At 50.0% G+C, this 15573-nt stretch carries 9 protein-coding genes; 3 read left to right on the forward strand and 6 right to left on the reverse strand.

What is annotated here, in order from left to right; translation table 11 throughout:
• The first annotated feature begins 45 nt into the window (after positions 1-45).
• Positions 46-657, forward strand: a complete 612-nt coding sequence (locus HH215_RS22090) for a TetR/AcrR family transcriptional regulator (protein ID WP_169281866.1) — start codon at positions 46-48, stop codon at positions 655-657.
• A gap of 105 nt (positions 658-762) precedes the next feature.
• Here the strand turns inward: HH215_RS22090 and HH215_RS22095 are convergent, their stop codons facing one another.
• Positions 763-2214: a DHA2 family efflux MFS transporter permease subunit gene (locus tag HH215_RS22095; protein ID WP_169281867.1), complete on the reverse strand. Its 1452-nt coding sequence runs from the start codon at positions 2212-2214 to the stop codon at positions 763-765.
• A gap of 198 nt (positions 2215-2412) precedes the next feature.
• Between HH215_RS22095 and HH215_RS22100 the strand changes: the two genes are divergently transcribed.
• Positions 2413-2820 carry a transposase gene (locus HH215_RS22100; RefSeq protein WP_169281868.1) on the forward strand — a complete coding sequence of 136 codons (408 nt, stop codon included), beginning with the start codon at positions 2413-2415 and terminating at the stop codon, positions 2818-2820.
• A 121-nt stretch (positions 2821-2941) separates the two neighbouring features.
• On the opposite strand, the gene HH215_RS22105 is transcribed toward HH215_RS22100, so the two are convergent.
• From HH215_RS22105 to pdxR, 5 genes are all read right to left on the reverse strand, one after another.
• Complete coding sequence (locus HH215_RS22105) at positions 2942-3721, reverse strand: class B sortase (RefSeq protein ID WP_169281869.1); 780 nt, start codon at positions 3719-3721, stop codon at positions 2942-2944.
• Positions 3722-3740: 19 nt separating this feature from the next.
• Complete coding sequence (locus HH215_RS22110) at positions 3741-9611, reverse strand: DUF7601 domain-containing protein (protein WP_169281870.1); 5871 nt, start codon at positions 9609-9611, stop codon at positions 3741-3743.
• A 512-nt stretch (positions 9612-10123) separates the two neighbouring features.
• Positions 10124-10576: a helix-turn-helix domain-containing protein gene (locus HH215_RS22115; RefSeq protein ID WP_169284523.1), complete on the reverse strand. Its 453-nt coding sequence runs from the start codon at positions 10574-10576 to the stop codon at positions 10124-10126.
• A gap of 119 nt (positions 10577-10695) precedes the next feature.
• Entirely contained in the window at positions 10696-13122 is a 2427-nt protein-coding gene (gene helD / locus HH215_RS22120) for an RNA polymerase recycling motor HelD (protein ID WP_169281871.1), read from the reverse strand.
• A 228-nt stretch (positions 13123-13350) separates the two neighbouring features.
• Positions 13351-14781, reverse strand: coding sequence for a MocR-like pyridoxine biosynthesis transcription factor PdxR (pdxR, locus tag HH215_RS22125; protein ID WP_169281872.1), 1431 nt, complete (start codon positions 14779-14781; stop codon positions 13351-13353).
• A gap of 112 nt (positions 14782-14893) precedes the next feature.
• On the opposite strand from pdxR, the gene HH215_RS22130 reads away from it, so the two are divergent.
• Entirely contained in the window at positions 14894-15445 is a 552-nt protein-coding gene (locus HH215_RS22130) for a GNAT family N-acetyltransferase (RefSeq protein WP_169281873.1), read from the forward strand.
• Positions 15446-15573 lie beyond the last annotated feature (128 nt).

Consider the following 15573-nt stretch of genomic DNA (forward strand, 5'->3'; position numbering starts at 1 on the left):
GCCACGTTGTCGCACAGTAATTAATGGGAAAGGAATTGAGAGGACATGCCAACAGCTTCCAAGCGCACGGATCCACGTATCCTTCGTACGCGCCAATTGATTCGGGATGCTTTTATCGACTTGCTCGAGGAGACTGACCTTGAAAAAATAACGGTGAATCGCATTACGGAGCGAGCTACGATAAACCGCGTCACTTTCTATCTGCATTATCAGGATATTCCGGATATGCTGGAGAAGATGGCGGATGACATGGTTAGCGAAATTCAAGCTATCTATAGTGCTGTTCCGAATCCTTCTCGTACGTCGGACGTTGATTGGTCCATGTTCGTCCAAATGCTGGAGCACATCGCGGAAAATTCAAAATTTTACAAGGTGCTGCTCGCTTCCAAACGCATCCCCGTCTTTAACGAACGCCTTCGTAAGCTGATGGCCGATTTTATCTCCAGCAGAACAGAGAATCGAGAAAATCCCTTATCCGTTTCGGGGGTGAGCGTTCAGAGGGATATTGCAATCTGGTACGGCTCCTCCGCCTTCATCGGCACGATTATCTGTTGGCTTCGCAATGATATGCCTTATACGCCGCTGTTCCTAGCGAAGCAGCTTTCCCTGCTGGCTCCTTTCACATTTAGATACGACCAACTCAAAGATCCGAAATGAGCAAATAGAAGCCAATAACTTAGTGAAGGCGCATGCGTATGCATGCGCCTTCATAGAACCATTCTCGATATAATAAGTTACTCTCGGCATTGTCGCCTCATTATGTCATTCCTCTTTCGCCTTCGCCCGCTTGATAAAGAAACCGATTGCCAAGGCGACTAAAGAAAGAACGAAGCCGGTAATAAAGGCGTCTTGCATGCCTGCGACAAATCCGTTCACCGCTTCGGCCTGAGAATTCGGGTCCTCGGACGCATTCTTATAAGATTTCGTTCCGGAAGACATAATACTGATGAACAAAGCGGTACCCATTGCGCCGGCCACTTGCTGCAGCGTATTAAGGATTGCCGTTCCGTGCGGGTATAGATGACGAGGCAGTTGATTAAGCCCCGTCGTTTGCGCTGGCATCATTGCCATCGAGAATCCCGTTAGCAAAACAATATGAAGGACAATGACAACCCCAGCGCTCGTATCGCTTCCCACTCCAATGAACAGCCCGGTAGACAAAGCAACCAGAACCAGACCCGGAATAACCAGAACCCTCGGACCGAATTTATCGAACAGCTTGCCCGAAATCGGCGCCATAATGCCGTTGAGGATACCGCCAGGCATCAAAGCTAACCCCGAGCCGAAAGCCGTCATGAGCAATACGGTCTGAAAATATAACGGAAGGATGATCATAGCGGCGAATATCATCATCATTAGCAGGAAAATGAGCACCATGGCGAGCGAGAACAGAGGGTATTTGAAAACCCGAAGCTCAAGTATGGGCTCCTTGACGACCAATTGACGCCAAATGAACAATATAAGCGCTACGCTCCCCGCGAAGATCGTCCCGTACACCTCCGGTTCCGACCAAGAGCTTATCCCCGCTTTGCTGAACCCGTACACGACTCCTCCGAAGCCGATGCATGAAAGCAGAATAGACGCAATATCGACTCTGGGTTTCTTCAATTCGGATACGTTTTTCAGATAGATGCCCGCAAAAACAATAGAAAACGCCCCGAGCGGAAGGACTAAATAAAATAGCCACCGCCACGACAACGAGTCGATAATCAAGCCCGATAGCGTCGGTCCGATGGCCGGAGCGAACATGATAACAAGACCGATCAGCCCCATCGCTCCTCCCCTTTTTTCCGGCGGGAAAATCACGAGAATCGTAGTCATCAATACCGGTAACATGAGCCCCGTACCCAGTGCCTGAATGATCCTTCCGGTTAAAAGCATGCCGAACCAAGGAGCCAACGCGCAAACCATCGTCCCCGACAGAAAGATCGTCATAGCGGACAAAAACATTTGCCTCGTCGTAAACCATTGCTGAAGCAATGCCGTTACCGGAACGAGAATGCCGATGACAAGCATATAACCGGTAGACAACCATTGAACGGTCGAAGCCGTTACCGCGAATTGCTTCATCAGCTCCGGATAAGCGATATTCAACAACGTTTCGTTCAAGAGGGAGACAAACGCGCCAATAATCAATGCGGCAACGATTGGCCCTTTCTTTACCTCTCTTAAATCCGTAGTTGGAGCTCCTCTTCCCGCAATTGCCGTATCCATCCTCTTTCCCCCTCCTCGAAGTCGTAGCCCCATTGTTAGTCCCAATAAGTCAGCTCGATCCTATATCCACTCATTATATGGAAATAGGAAAAATTGTATATCGGCTTAGCTCAGGACGGATAATCGGGATTGGACGCTAGAAAATCGAACATTCGTTTGATATAATCTAGCCAAACGTACGTTCGGGAGATGAGAGATTTGGCTACTCAACCTGCTATTACCCTCGCGCAATATCAAAAGCATTTCCTTACGGAAGAGTCTTGCTTCGACTATCTTTACAAAACGAAGTGGCCCGAAGGTTATCGGTGTTCCAGATGCCAACACGACGATTGCTATACTCTAAAGACTCGCAACCACCCGTTCTATGAATGCAAAAATTGCGGAAACCAGACATCGCTCACCGTCGGCACCATTTTCGAGAAGACGAGAACCGATATCACCGTTTGGTTCGCGGCGATTTATATCGTCGGTCAGGATAACGACGTAACTACGGCAGCGATCGCGAACGAGTTGGAAATCAACTATGAAACGGCATGGACGATGGTGAGAAAAATCCGTAAAGCCTTAGCGAGCCCGGAATGCATCGCAAACGCACCCGCTTTGTGAAGTTTACGGGCGTACATTGCCGCAATGGGTCGGACATAGAGAAAAACAACCATCGACGACTATGAAAGTCGGCAATGGTTGTTAGCGGTACACTGGATACGAGTAATCAATCAGGTGGTTATTAACGTTTGCGGGCGACTACAGCTAACCGACCGTTCTCGGTAGAGTATTCGCACGTAGACAGTACGATAAGCCGGTCACCGTACTCGGCGGTTACACCCGTATCATAAAGGGCGAGTTTTCTAATGTTTTGAACATAGGAATCGAACTCGGCGGGCGAACCTACTTTCTCAACCTGATAATACTTAAATACGTCGTCCGATTTGCGAAATACCTCCGAGAGAATAACGGCCACAATCTCGTATTCCGCCTTCTCGTAAAGGGTGTCCAACCGGATCGAAGAATGCTCTTTATAGTAGCTTTCTTGTTTGTAATTCAGCAGATCCGCAAACATCAGGCCGCTTTTCATGTTATGGCCGTGAAGCAACAAAATATCCGAATCGTCTATTCGGTTCTGCGCGTCCAAAAAGGGAAGTCCGTTTTTGTTTTTCTTCTTATCGAAGTCATGATTGAGATAGTACTCCCCGTCCTGCGGATTCTGCATGACCGGAAAGTCGATTCGGGTGTTATCGATGGTCAGCCAACCGATCATGTCCGTGTTTCGCTCGTAAAGCTCTTGAAACTCGGGAAGTATCGCCGGCTTATTCGCCTGCTTGATAGAAAGCGGGGGTGTCCGCGCATCCCCGCCCGCATCCAATCTTATCTCCTCCAACTGCAGTGCCAGCTCTTCGATCTGCTTCTGGTCTTGATAATCCCGTATGAGATTCCGTGCAAGGCCTGCCACAGCAAAGACCAGCAGAAGGACGGAAAAGGCGATAAGAATTTTTTTTGTTTTTGTCATCTCTTATCGCCTCCCCGCATTAGTTGATCTTCTTCTTTCTGAATGGCATAGCGATTCTTAGTCCGATCAAGGCCATCAGAGCCAGCGCCATGTAGAAGGTCGAAGATGCGCCGCTGTCTCCCGTCTTCGGAACATCGTCCAGATCGTCATCTTCAGGCGGTCGGGCATCAATACCGTCACCGTCACCGTTTCCGTTGTTGCCGTCAGGCGGATTGCCGTTGTCGGTTCCGTTGTCGCCACCGCCAGGTGGGTTGCCGTTGTCGGTTCCATTGTTATCGCCGCCAGGCTGGTTGCCGTTGTCGGTTCCGTTGTTGTCGCCGCCAGGCTGGTTGCCGCCGTCGGTTTCGTTGTCTTCACCGTCAGGTGGGTTGCCTCCAGGCAGGTTGTCAACAGGTGGGTTGCCGCCGCGGCTACTCGGTTGCATTGGAACGTCATGTCTGACGATATCGAAATCGACAGAGATCATTGGACTCGTGTACGTGTCATACCCGGGCATCGTTACAATTAAATAGTAATCCGTTTCCGGGAATACCATGTACGCATAGAAGCCATTGGCGTCGCTATCCTGCTCCGGGCTCATGTTGTCGTGCGGCGGAAAATTCGGAACCGGAGGAAGCGTTACTTTCGTACCCGGAATGCGCCCGTTGGCTCTATTCCGTGGCGTATCCGCATAATACAGCGTAACTTTGGCTCCCTCGATTTGCCCCGTGGTTATCCCCTTGATTGCATCGTAAACGGTACCGTATGGGTCGACCAATTCCTCGGAAATGTTCAGCTCTCCGTTTGCCTTCACGTCCAGTTGAGTCACTTTGAAGAGCAGTTCCTCGCCGGTATCGGCTTTATAGCGAACTTCCATGGTATACTTCTGCTCGCTCAGCCCTTCCACGGAGAAGGTACCGTTCGGCCCCATCGGAAATGCCTTGGGATGGCCGTTCTCTTGAATGTAATTTCCGTTTTCATCCTTCAAATAAATATACATATGGCTAGTAAACGAATTGTCGAATAACGCTATTGTTCTATCCGACTGCTTGAACATAACGATCCCTACCGCCGTAATGTCCGCCGGAACGGTCTCGTCCGTCACGCCGCCGTCCACGTTTGCTTTTTGCGTGAACTCGATAGGGACGTCCTGCCCGCCTACCTGATAGACCTTCGTATACGTGATCGTATAGTCGGTATCCGCCTTGGCAGGGACCGAATATTCACCGTTCTCGTCCGTCTGGATCGTCTGTTTCTCGCCTGTCTTCACGTCGGTTACCGTGATAGATGCATTCCGAATGACTTCTCCCGTGTTGTTGTCGCGCAGCACGCCTTCCAGATACGGGCGGGTATTGACAAAGCGGGCTTCGGCCACTGTTTTCTCCGGAATAGTGCCTGTACGAACGAGGCTTACGGGATCGGTCACATAGCCGTCTTCCGTGTAATCGTTCTGGGTCACTTTATATTGGAGATACGTCGGAAGTCCTTGCACGAGGAACGTCTGACCATCCGTAAGTTCGAAGGTGTCTCCGCTTGCGATCGTGCTTATGCTTCCGTCCGACTTCTCGTAGCTGTAGAATTCGGTCGCTCCCTCGCCCGTGAAGGTAATCGTGTACTTGAACAGCTTATTCTTGTCGTCGTCCTTGCCTTTAACCGTGTTGCCGATGAGCAGGCCGCCCTTCACGACTCGCACGTTCGTGAACCGAGCAACCTCATCCTTGCCTGTCATGACTCCGGAATAGTTAAGTTCCTTAGGAGTGGTCACGTACTCCTCATCTTCGTAGTTGTTCTGAGTCACCGTGTATTTCAGATCCTTAGGCAGACCCGCGATTTCCAGCGTCTCTCCATGCTTGAGCTTAAAGGTACCGCCGGACTTGATCGTACCCGGCGTATTCGTCGTGCCGTCCGACTTCGTATACGCGTAGCTACCATCCTTGCCTACCTCATCGAAGACGACGGTGTACTCGAACTCCTTGTTCTTATCGCCGCCGTTGCCCATGACCGTGTTGCCGATCGTCAGTTTGTTGACGGTCCGATCATTGACGAAGTCCGCCTTGTGGTTTCCATCCTTTTCTACGATTCCTTCGTACAAATAAACGTTCGGTGCGGTGACATAGTTGTCGCCGGCATAGCCATCCTGGGTCACCGTATAGGTCAGGCCTTCAATCAGCTTCGGAATTACCAGCGTTTGGCCGTCCTTTAGAACGAAGGTATCGCCGGACTTGATCGAACCGATCGTACCGTCAGGCAGCGTGGTTTTATAACTGCCATCCTTGCCCACCCCGTCAAAGACGATCCTGTACGTAAAGTCTTTGTTCTTGTCCCCGCCGTTGCCAGTCACCAGATTGCTGATCGTCAGCTTGCCCGTGGCAGGCGTAGGGACAACGAGCGGATTATTCGAATCTACCTTGACGCCGTCCACCCAGATCGGCTTACCCGGCGTATTCCCTACATACACCTGGTATACATGGGTGATCGGTAACCGCGTATCCGGATCAATGGCGGTCTCCTTCAATTCGTAATAACCCGGGTCTGGGAAAAGCAGATTGAGTTTGCCGCCTGCATCCGTGGTTCCTTTGGCCGCTTGCGCACCGCTGTCCTTCTTGTAAAGCGTATATTCCACGCCTTGAAGAGAATTGCCGTAAGGGTCCACTTTTTTCAGCGGCAGCAAAGCATTGGAGCTGGACGCACCTGCTACGTCCGCGCTATCCAGCGTGCTCTCGCTTCTGGCGCTGACCGATTTCAGCTTGTCGTCGCCCATCAGCTTGACCTCGTTGCCCATCTTGTCGCCAGCTCTCGCTTTGGAAGGGTCAACCTCGGTCTGGTATACGAACTGATAGAACTTATTCGGATCGGTCAAAGTGAATTTCAGAACTGTCGTACCGCCGTCGCCCGGTTCGGCTTCCGCCTGAACCTCACTATTAGGATCGCTGAGGTTCAGCGCTGCGCCGTCCCTTTCCAGAGCGCCGCTCGCGGTCAGCTTAGCACGGTAGACCGCCATGCTTGGCGCCGTCAGCACGAGCTTGCCGCTACCATCCTTGCGCAGGTTCATACCCGCCCCAATAGTGTCTTGCAAATAAACGCCATTCTCCATGTTATAAGGCGGATAATAATTCACCGTCCATTCCAGCACGCCCTTAAACGGCTTTGTTACCGACTTGCCCAGCGCCTGAACAGGCACGATAACCTTGCGCTGTTCGGTGACGGTCTTCTCCACTCCGCCCCATGTCATATGAAGGTCTGCTTTGTTATACATGACTTGCTTCGTTGTTCCGTTTGTCGTGTATTCCTCTAAGTACTTCTCCAATGCCGAATTGGAAGGCCTTGCCTTCACCAGAATGACGTAAGGACTTTCCAGCTTAGAAAAGGTGAAAGTACCTATGTTTCCGTTAGGAGAGAAGCTGACTACATGGGCATTAGTACCGGGCTCAATAAGTGATATAGCATCGTTTCTAATCCCGTATTCCGTGCCCGGACCATTGCTCGAAGAGCCTTTCCAGAGTTCAAAAGCCTTCCCATCGGAAAACGGAACGAACTCCCAATCCGCCGGCAGAGTATCCACGAGCTTCACATTCGTGATGACTCGGCTACCGCCGTCCTTAGCCATTTCTTCCGTGTTGTATCCCGGCATATTCACCGACAGGCGGAAGGTCACCGTCTTGGTCGTCCGGTCATAGGCAGAAATCGTCCATGCTTCATTGCTATCGTTTCTAATATAGTCGTTAATGTTATTTGTTTTAAAGTCTTCAAGCGTACCATCTGCCTTCAACGGCTTCGATGCAAAGAGCATATCCTTGTTCAGCATACGCAAGTGAAGATTGACGCTGTTTTCTGCCGGTATTACTTTTTCGCCGTCAAAGAGCAACGCCCGATTCTCGCGCGCTTTCTCTACATTGATATCCTGTCTGAAGAGGATGTCCGTGTTGGTCTCCAGTGCACGGAAGCTGAAGGATGCGGCCTTGTCGGTGGTGTATCCGGTCGCTTGGATCAAATCCGCCACCACTTCACCGTTCACTGTCAAAGGAATAGCCTTCAAGGTCAAGGCGTTCGCGCTTTTGAGGGTACCTTTATGATACTGCTTCCAAAGCTGCGCGTTACTTACTCCGGCTTTGATTTTCGCAATCGTTTCCGCGCTCACCTCGCCGGTTGCGTCCACGGCGTTTTTCAGGACGTTCAGATTTCCGCCATGCACCAGCACGTCGTATACCACCGCATTTGGCAAAGCATATTGCGGCGTCAGGCTGACTGTCCACGTGACTCCGCCGAGGCTGAAATCTTCCATCGAAACGGAGCCGCCCTTTGTAAAAGCGTGCGCGCCGATGGCGACGATTGCCTCGTCGGTCACCGCGTTCGGTCTTGTACCGGTTATTACATCGTTGTTCTGTAAGCCGCCGGGAGTATCCAACTTCCAGTTGGCACGAGGGTCGATTCTGAAGTTCGAGCCGCTTTTCACCTTGGACTTAATGATCAGCTGAACTTTACCGTCAATATCCCCGAAGGAGTAAACGCTGTTTCCATCCGGAGTAATCTCTTGTACTGCAGATGGCACGTTGTTCGTCCATGTCTGCCATGTGGCCGAAATAAACTCCAGCCCTGAAGGCAGTACATTAGTAATGGCAAAGTTATTCAAACCTTGTTTGTTATATTGATTCACGACGACTGTCCATGTAATGGTTTCGTTCGGATGGTCGTACGAGGCGGAGGCCTGAATCCAATCCGGGGCAAAAGAAATCTCCTGGCCTGCCTCCGCCAGCTTATCGCTGTCATGTCTCAGTTCCACTTTGCCAAGCATGTCCCGATAGCTGCGACCAAGATTGCTCGGAGGATTCCGATGCTCGTAATAGTAAGCTTCCTTCGGAATCCACGTCTTAAACTCAACCTTCGGATCTACGCCGGTATTCGCCGGGAAAATATAGCTGAGCTTACCGTTGGCGTCGATATCCGGTTCTACCGCTATCTCGTTGACCTTGAAGGAATTAGGCACATAAATGCCGCGGACATTACCAAAACCCGTATTATAAGATGCAGGGTCCGTAAAAAACTTCTTCCCGTCGAGCGGCAGCTTGATCGTTCTATCAAACTCATCGAAAGCAGATACGGTTGACTGCCAAGTAATCGCTCCCTCGACAAGTTGTGCGGCTTGAATTCCGCGATAACTATACTGATCCCACTTGACCATTCCCGGCGAGGTCAATGTGATGCCGTACGCCGCCGTGACGTCAGGGTTTTTGAGCTGGTAAACTCCCCCGAAAATCGTGATCGGCTTTGACTCGCCGTAATTTAATCCTGTCAGGTCCGAATTAGCGGTGGTTTCAAAGCCGAACGTAACCGCTCTTCCAACACCATTGAAAAAACCTTCATCTCCGTCAAATACAATCTTAATGCTGTTCGGAGTAAAATAAACCGAGCCAAGTTTTTTCGAGCCCGTTTCCGTCTGTGCCATTAAAGTCTTAGTATCCGTCGGTAATACCACATCATGGAAGAGTTCTATTCTCTTCAGTTCGATCCAGTCACCCTGTTGAATGTACAGGTTGGGATTGGCATTAGTCGGATTAGAATCATCGCCATTTACCGGCACCTTGAGGCCTTCCGACTTAAGTGTAAATGGCTGTCGGCCCTGGATGGTGCCATTCGGGGCAACAACTGCGTTATTTTGCTTCACTTCCAGCGGAAAGGTTGGATTAGCCCCTAAGAACACCGCAGTTTTATCCGCTGGCACCGCCGCCAACGGCATGATAAGAGCACCCTCCGGGTCACCATACACCGATTCGGTTACCGACGACTCGGGAGCCGTAAATTCGGGCTCTTCCGGCTGATTCGCCGAAGCAGTAAACGTCACAGTCTGCAAAGCCAGCAAAATCGCCAAGCAAAAGGACAACACCGACTTGTACAAGATTCTTTTTCCTCTCACGCTCTAAACAACTCCAATCTATGCTTGAAAATTATTTTGTAAATTTTGTAGATAAAGCTGATGCATCGGTACCGCACTAAATCTCACACAGCCCTTTCTTACTATTATCACTTCATCCTCTCCTTCGCTTTTTCGCCTTCAATAGCCCAAAAATAGACAAAAAACGGCATTATTCCGCAGTTTATTGTCAGTCTACCACCCAAATCTATACAGAATCTGATAAGCTCCCCCCGCTCCAAAAAGGCCGAACAATCCAGTCGTTAACGCTTCACCGGAACAACGAAAAAGGATAATACTTTCTGGAATCGTCAAAAACCCCCGAAGCAACGCTTCGGAGGTTCGATAAGCAAGATCGGATATTGTTCATAGACCAAGCGGATTTTCTGCGAAAGCTAAAACGCCGAGCTCTGTAACGATTCTTCTTAATAAATAAAGACAAACAGCCAAAATGCTAAGGAGACCTTCCTTTAACCGTATAAGCCTCCTTGTTCATCCTATATAGCGGTCATCCATTAGTCCTGTTTATACTTTTCTTTAAGGATACCGGAACCGATTCCTGCGCCGACCATTAAAATCAACGGTCCAAAATTCCATAAAAACTTTCCACCGATCAATGTAATGTCCAGAGGAGTTATTTTGTTCAGAAGGAGGATTCCCAGTTTTACCGCTAGCAGAATAACACCGGCTAAAAACAAAACATCGAAAAATCCTTTTAATCTCGGATAGGCCAACTTCTTGCCATCGCTTATCACCTTCTTGGTCAGCTCCTCATCGCTCCTTAATAATTCATCAATGGTTACGCCGAAGAGATCGCTCACTTTAATAATGATCTCGATGCTCGGATAGTTCTGGCCGTTCTCCCATTTCGAGACGGATTGTCGGCTTACGAAAAGCTTTTCAGCCAATTCTTCTTGGGACCATCCTTTGTTCTTTCGCTCGTTTTTTAACTTCTCTCCGAATATCATTTTCAGCAATCACCTTCCTGCGTTCTATACCCGATTATGGTTATACCCGCCTTGAAAAGTAAAGATAGCTTTGGTTGCATTACCCCGCAACCTCAAGTTGCCGTCCCTATCCTATCCCTTTATTGCTCTACTTCAAACAAAGTTGTATCCAACGCCCGGATATAAGGCGTCCATTCTCCTGTCGCATACAGCAGAAGACGATGCATCGCTCGCGTGCATGCGGTGTAGAAGAGCTTGCGTTCGCTTTCCCGGTTGTAGGCTTGAGAAGAAGCATCGTAGATCAGCACGGCGTCGAACTCGACGCCCTTGGCGAGATAGGCAGGCATCACCGCCGCCCCCTTCTCGAAGGTAATCGTTTCTTTCGTAATGAGCCGCAGTCCCTCGCACCCTTGCGACGTTAATGCTTCATAAGCCTCGCGGCTTTCGGCTGCGGTTTTCGTAATGATGGCGATGGAGTCGAAACCTTCGGCTTCCAGCGCCGCAAGATCCTTGATTATTCGCGCCGTCCGCTCTTCGCCGCTGCCAACCTTCGAGAGGTACGGCTTCCTTCCGCCCCTATCGAAGGGCACAATATGTTCGCCCGGCAGCAGCGACCTCGTAAACTCCACAATCTCGCGAGTCGAACGGTAACTTCGGACGAGGCGAATCAGGTTCGTTTCGTCTTCTCCGTATAGCCGGATCAAAGGCGAATCCGCCTCGTGCAAATTCGTTGCTTGGGGGAAGATCGCTTGGCCGAAATCTCCGAGCACCGTCATGCGGGCTCGAGGAAACAGCCGTTTGAGAAACGCGTATTGGAACGGCGAATAATCCTGGCCTTCGTCGACGAAGAGATGCCGCACCTCCGTGTTCGTCCGAATGCCTTCGATGAGTTCCTTCAGGTACAGGAACGGGGTCGCATCCTCATAGAATAATTCGAGTTTACCCAGCTTTTCTTTCGTTTGCTTACAGATTTCCGACCAACGTTCCGGCACCTCGGATTCGTTCGGCATTTGACGAAAAGTCGCATCCTCATCGAACAATTGATCGTACAGCCCGATCGTATCTATGAACTCGAATCGCTTCACGTCCTTCCTCAGCGGCTTGAAGCTCTCCTTCACGATCATACGGCGCAGCAACTCTTCTTCCTGGCCGGCAAAGTCGAAGACATTCTCTTCGCCCTGCTCCTTCCCGCGAAAATCTCCATAAGCTTCCACGTATTCCGAAGTAAAATCGAAGACTGCGTCTTCCCGTTGAACCTTCTTGAGCAGCTCGCCGTAAGCTTCCGCATATTGCTCGTTATCGAGGTAATCGAGTTCGTCTTGAACCCAAAGCGCCTCCCGTTCCTTACGCTCCAGCGAGGTCAGCTCTTGAAGCAGCCATTCCCGCAGCAGAATGACGCGGTTAGCCAAGCGGACGTTACTGTCATAGCCGTAAAATTGCGACTTCATTTGCTCCGCCGTAATTAACTCGCGATCTCGGAAACGGATCGCGCGGAATAGCATGCCTTCCTTCCCCAGCCACGACGCATAGCTTTGGAGAGCTAACAGATAAGCTTCCGACGCCTTATATTGAATTCCGCTCAGTCGCGCTTCATAATCTTGCGTCGATCCCGCCGTCAGCACATATTCGATCTGCTCGAACGGGTCTTCTAGACGAAACGCGGATCCTAGCCAATACGCAAGGTATTCCTGAAAGGTCGTCTGCTGCATGTTCTCCTCGCCGAGCTCGGGAAGGACCGTCGATACATAACTGTTAAACATCGGATTAGGGGAAAATAGAACGATCTGATCCGCCCTGAGCCTATCGCGGTGTTTGTACAACAAGTACGCTACGCGCTGAAGAGCCGCGGACGTCTTTCCGCTTCCGGCCGCGCCCTGCACAATGAGCATGCGGCTCTTGTCGTTGCGGATGATGGCGTTTTGCTCCTTCTGGATAGTCGCCACGATGCTCTTCATCTGCGCATCCGCGCCCTTGCCAAGCACCTGCTGAAGCAATTCGTCGCCGATCGTTATGCTCGTATCGAACACATTCCGGAGCTGACCGTCTCGGATCTGGTATTGCCGCTTCAGCTTCATCGTACCCGCGATTTGTCCGCCCGGCGTTTCATAAGCGGCCTCTCCCGGGGAATAATCGTAGTACAGACTTGCTATCGGCGTACGCCAGTCATACACTAGGAAGCTCAGGCCGTCTTCGCCGACGAAGGACGATACGCCGATGTAAATTTGCTCGCTCAAGCTCAAGCCGTCTTCTTGAAAGTCGAAGCGCCCGAAGTACGGGGAAGGCAGCAGCCGCTTCATGTTTTTCCATCGCTGCATCCGTAATTTGTGGCTTCGCTCCCGTTCGGACAAAATCGCTTCTTGCTGCTTTATGCTATAGAAGGTTTCTTCGAAATCTTCGTGCGTGCTCGTATTGACCGTAACTTCCTCCCAGAACCGTTTGCGAATGTCCGTCGCCTGATCGCGCAGCCCGGCCACCTCCGGCTCTAGTCCGGCGATTGTCGATCGCAATTGTTCCGTAACCAGGTCTAATCGCTCTTGTTCCTGCTGCCAATCCTTCGCGTTTATCATCTTTGCGACACTCTCCTCTTCGATCATGTATAAAGAAGCTACCTAACGTTTGACAACCATGAATCCGCATGTTATGATAGTAATATAGATAGGATGCAGTAACTCTGTTTTGAAACAAAAATTTCTGGCAGTGGTTTTCCAATCATATCACGATGATTGCTTACTTGCAATCATTTATATACAGAAAAGAAGAACCGGAGCTCTATGCCGGTTCTTCTTTTTGTTCACTTACAAATATGGATTCCATAACTCCCTCAACCGACTAACGCCCTCCTCTATCCTTTCAGACTTTATGCCGCCAAAGCCGATTATGAATTTTCTCTGCTCGCTTGGTGGGTTGCCGCCCGCGTAGAACGGGGTACCAGAAGCAACTCGGATCCCGTAAGGCTTAACCGCATCGACCATTTCTTGCTCCGATGTTGAAGAGTGCAGCTTGAGAACGAGATGCAGACCGGCCTCTGCATTGATCACCTCTCCTATCCCCCGGAATCGAGCTTCCAGTGCCTCGGCCAGCTTGCGGTTTTTTTTGCGATACAGATTTCTTACTTTACGGACATGCTTTTCAAAGTAGCCCTGCTCCATAAATCGCTGAAGAGTGCGCTGATAAACCCGGGAAGAAGAAAGTTCGAACATTAATCTTCTCCTGGTATCGTGAAACGGTTCTAACAATACCTCCGGCAGAACCATGTAATGGATACATAAATCCGGCGCAAGGATTTGCGAGAAGCCTCCGATATAAATGACGTTCGCGGTCGAATCAAGACCTTGTAGAGCAGGAACCGGCTGCCCGTGGTAACGGAGCTCGCCCCCGTAGTCGTCTTCAAGAATATAAGCTTGGCTTTCCTTCGCCCACTCCAATAACTCTAACCGTTCATTAAACGGCATCACTCGTCCGCCAGGAAACTGATGGGAGGGGGATACCGCAACGATGCGGGCAGGCGTGCATTGGAGACGCGAAATCGATATTCCCTTATCCGCTTCGGTTACGTGGAATAACTCGTACCCTTGCGCTTGAAACGTAGAAGGAATGAGCGGATAACATGGATTCTCCACGGCTATACCCTGCGAGAGATTCCTCATCATTGCCGCGAGGTAATTCATGAGCAAGTGCTGCTCCGCTCCGATGACGATTTGCTCCTGACTGCAGACCACTCCGCGAAAACGATAAAGATAAGCCGCCAATTCTTTACGCAAACCGGCTTCTCCTTGCGGATCTCCATAGTACAGCAACTCCTCGTACTCTTCGCGGAGCGTATGATTCAACAATCGTCTCCAGATACTAACCGGAAAACAGGAAAAATCGTTTTTGGACATATGGAAATCGTAAGAGTAAGCAGGGTCAGCCATTCCTGACGTAGTCAGGCCGATATCCTCGAACTGACGGCCTTGTAAAGTAAGCTTCCCGTATGAATCCGGCAAATGTGCCACATAAAACCCCCGCCTCGGCCGACTCTCCACAAATCCCTCGGAGATTAGCTGTTGATATGCGGTTTCAACCGGCGTCGTGCTGATCGACAAATTCATGGCAAGCGCTCGGATGGAGGGCAAGCGATCATTCGGACTTAGCTTTCCGCTTATAATATCCCGTTTGATAGCCTCATATAGCGCGACATAAACGGGGAGCTTCGAAGAGGCGTGTAAATCAGGCGTATAAATCATAAGTTCGCGTCCAATCTGTCATCTGAAAATATAACGATTTGTATATTTTTAAGTATACAGATTGGTGATAGATTAGGATACAGATCAATTACTAAAGGAGACGGAATTGAAAATGGAACCCGTACGTTTTTTAGAAGGAAAACAAGTTTATTTACGGCCGATCGAGCTGGCCGATACCGATTGGTACTTCGCCGGTCTGTTCGACAGAAACACTAGGAAACTCACCGGTACTCAAAAGCACTTTAGCCGAGAACAAATCGTCAGCTATATCGAAGGAAAAGCACAGGACAGCTCATCCGTGCTACTGCTGATTGTCGCTTGCGACGACGATAGGCCGATTGGAGACATTGCGCTCCAAGATATCGATAGGATAAACCGTAATGCGAACATTCGTATTGCCATAAATAGCGATAATCAGCAAGGAAAAGGTTATGGTACGGAAGCGCTGCGGCTAATGTTGGATTATGGCTTCGGCATTCTCAATCTACACCGGATCGAGCTCAATGTATTTTCCTATAACGAGCGCGCGATTCATGTTTACGAGAAGGTGGGTTTCAAGCGGGAAGGGATCCAGCGCGAGGCGCTTTTCTATAATCATCGATATCACGATTCCATTCTCATGAGCATTTTGGAGGACGAGTATCGGTCATTGGAAAAGAAATAGCCAGTAGACTCATTCATCCCTATCCTAACGGGTAGGGATGTAGCTCTATACGCGTTAACGTGCCACAAGCTTAAAATGTCGGTAAACCTGATTTAATTTCTCCTCATGCCTTCCTTTCGGACTTTCCA

The organism is Cohnella herbarum (genome assembly GCF_012849095.1).
Taxonomy (GTDB): Bacteria; Bacillota; Bacilli; order Paenibacillales; family Paenibacillaceae; genus Cohnella; species Cohnella herbarum.

What these genes read in the sequence shown, in the direction of transcription:
- HH215_RS22090 (WP_169281866.1), top strand. Translation starts at nt 46, where the DNA reads ATGCCAACAGCTTCCAAGCGCACGGATCCACGTATCCTTCGTACGCGC.
- HH215_RS22095 (WP_169281867.1), bottom strand. Translation starts at nt 2,214, where the DNA reads ATGGATACGGCAATTGCGGGAAGAGGAGCTCCAACTACGGATTTAAGA.
- HH215_RS22105 (WP_169281869.1), bottom strand. Translation starts at nt 3,721, where the DNA reads ATGACAAAAACAAAAAAAATTCTTATCGCCTTTTCCGTCCTTCTGCTG.
- HH215_RS22115 (WP_169284523.1), bottom strand. Translation starts at nt 10,576, where the DNA reads ATGATATTCGGAGAGAAGTTAAAAAACGAGCGAAAGAACAAAGGATGG.
- helD (WP_169281871.1), bottom strand. Translation starts at nt 13,122, where the DNA reads ATGATAAACGCGAAGGATTGGCAGCAGGAACAAGAGCGATTAGACCTG.
- pdxR (WP_169281872.1), bottom strand. Translation starts at nt 14,781, where the DNA reads ATGATTTATACGCCTGATTTACACGCCTCTTCGAAGCTCCCCGTTTAT.
- HH215_RS22130 (WP_169281873.1), top strand. Translation starts at nt 14,894, where the DNA reads ATGGAACCCGTACGTTTTTTAGAAGGAAAACAAGTTTATTTACGGCCG.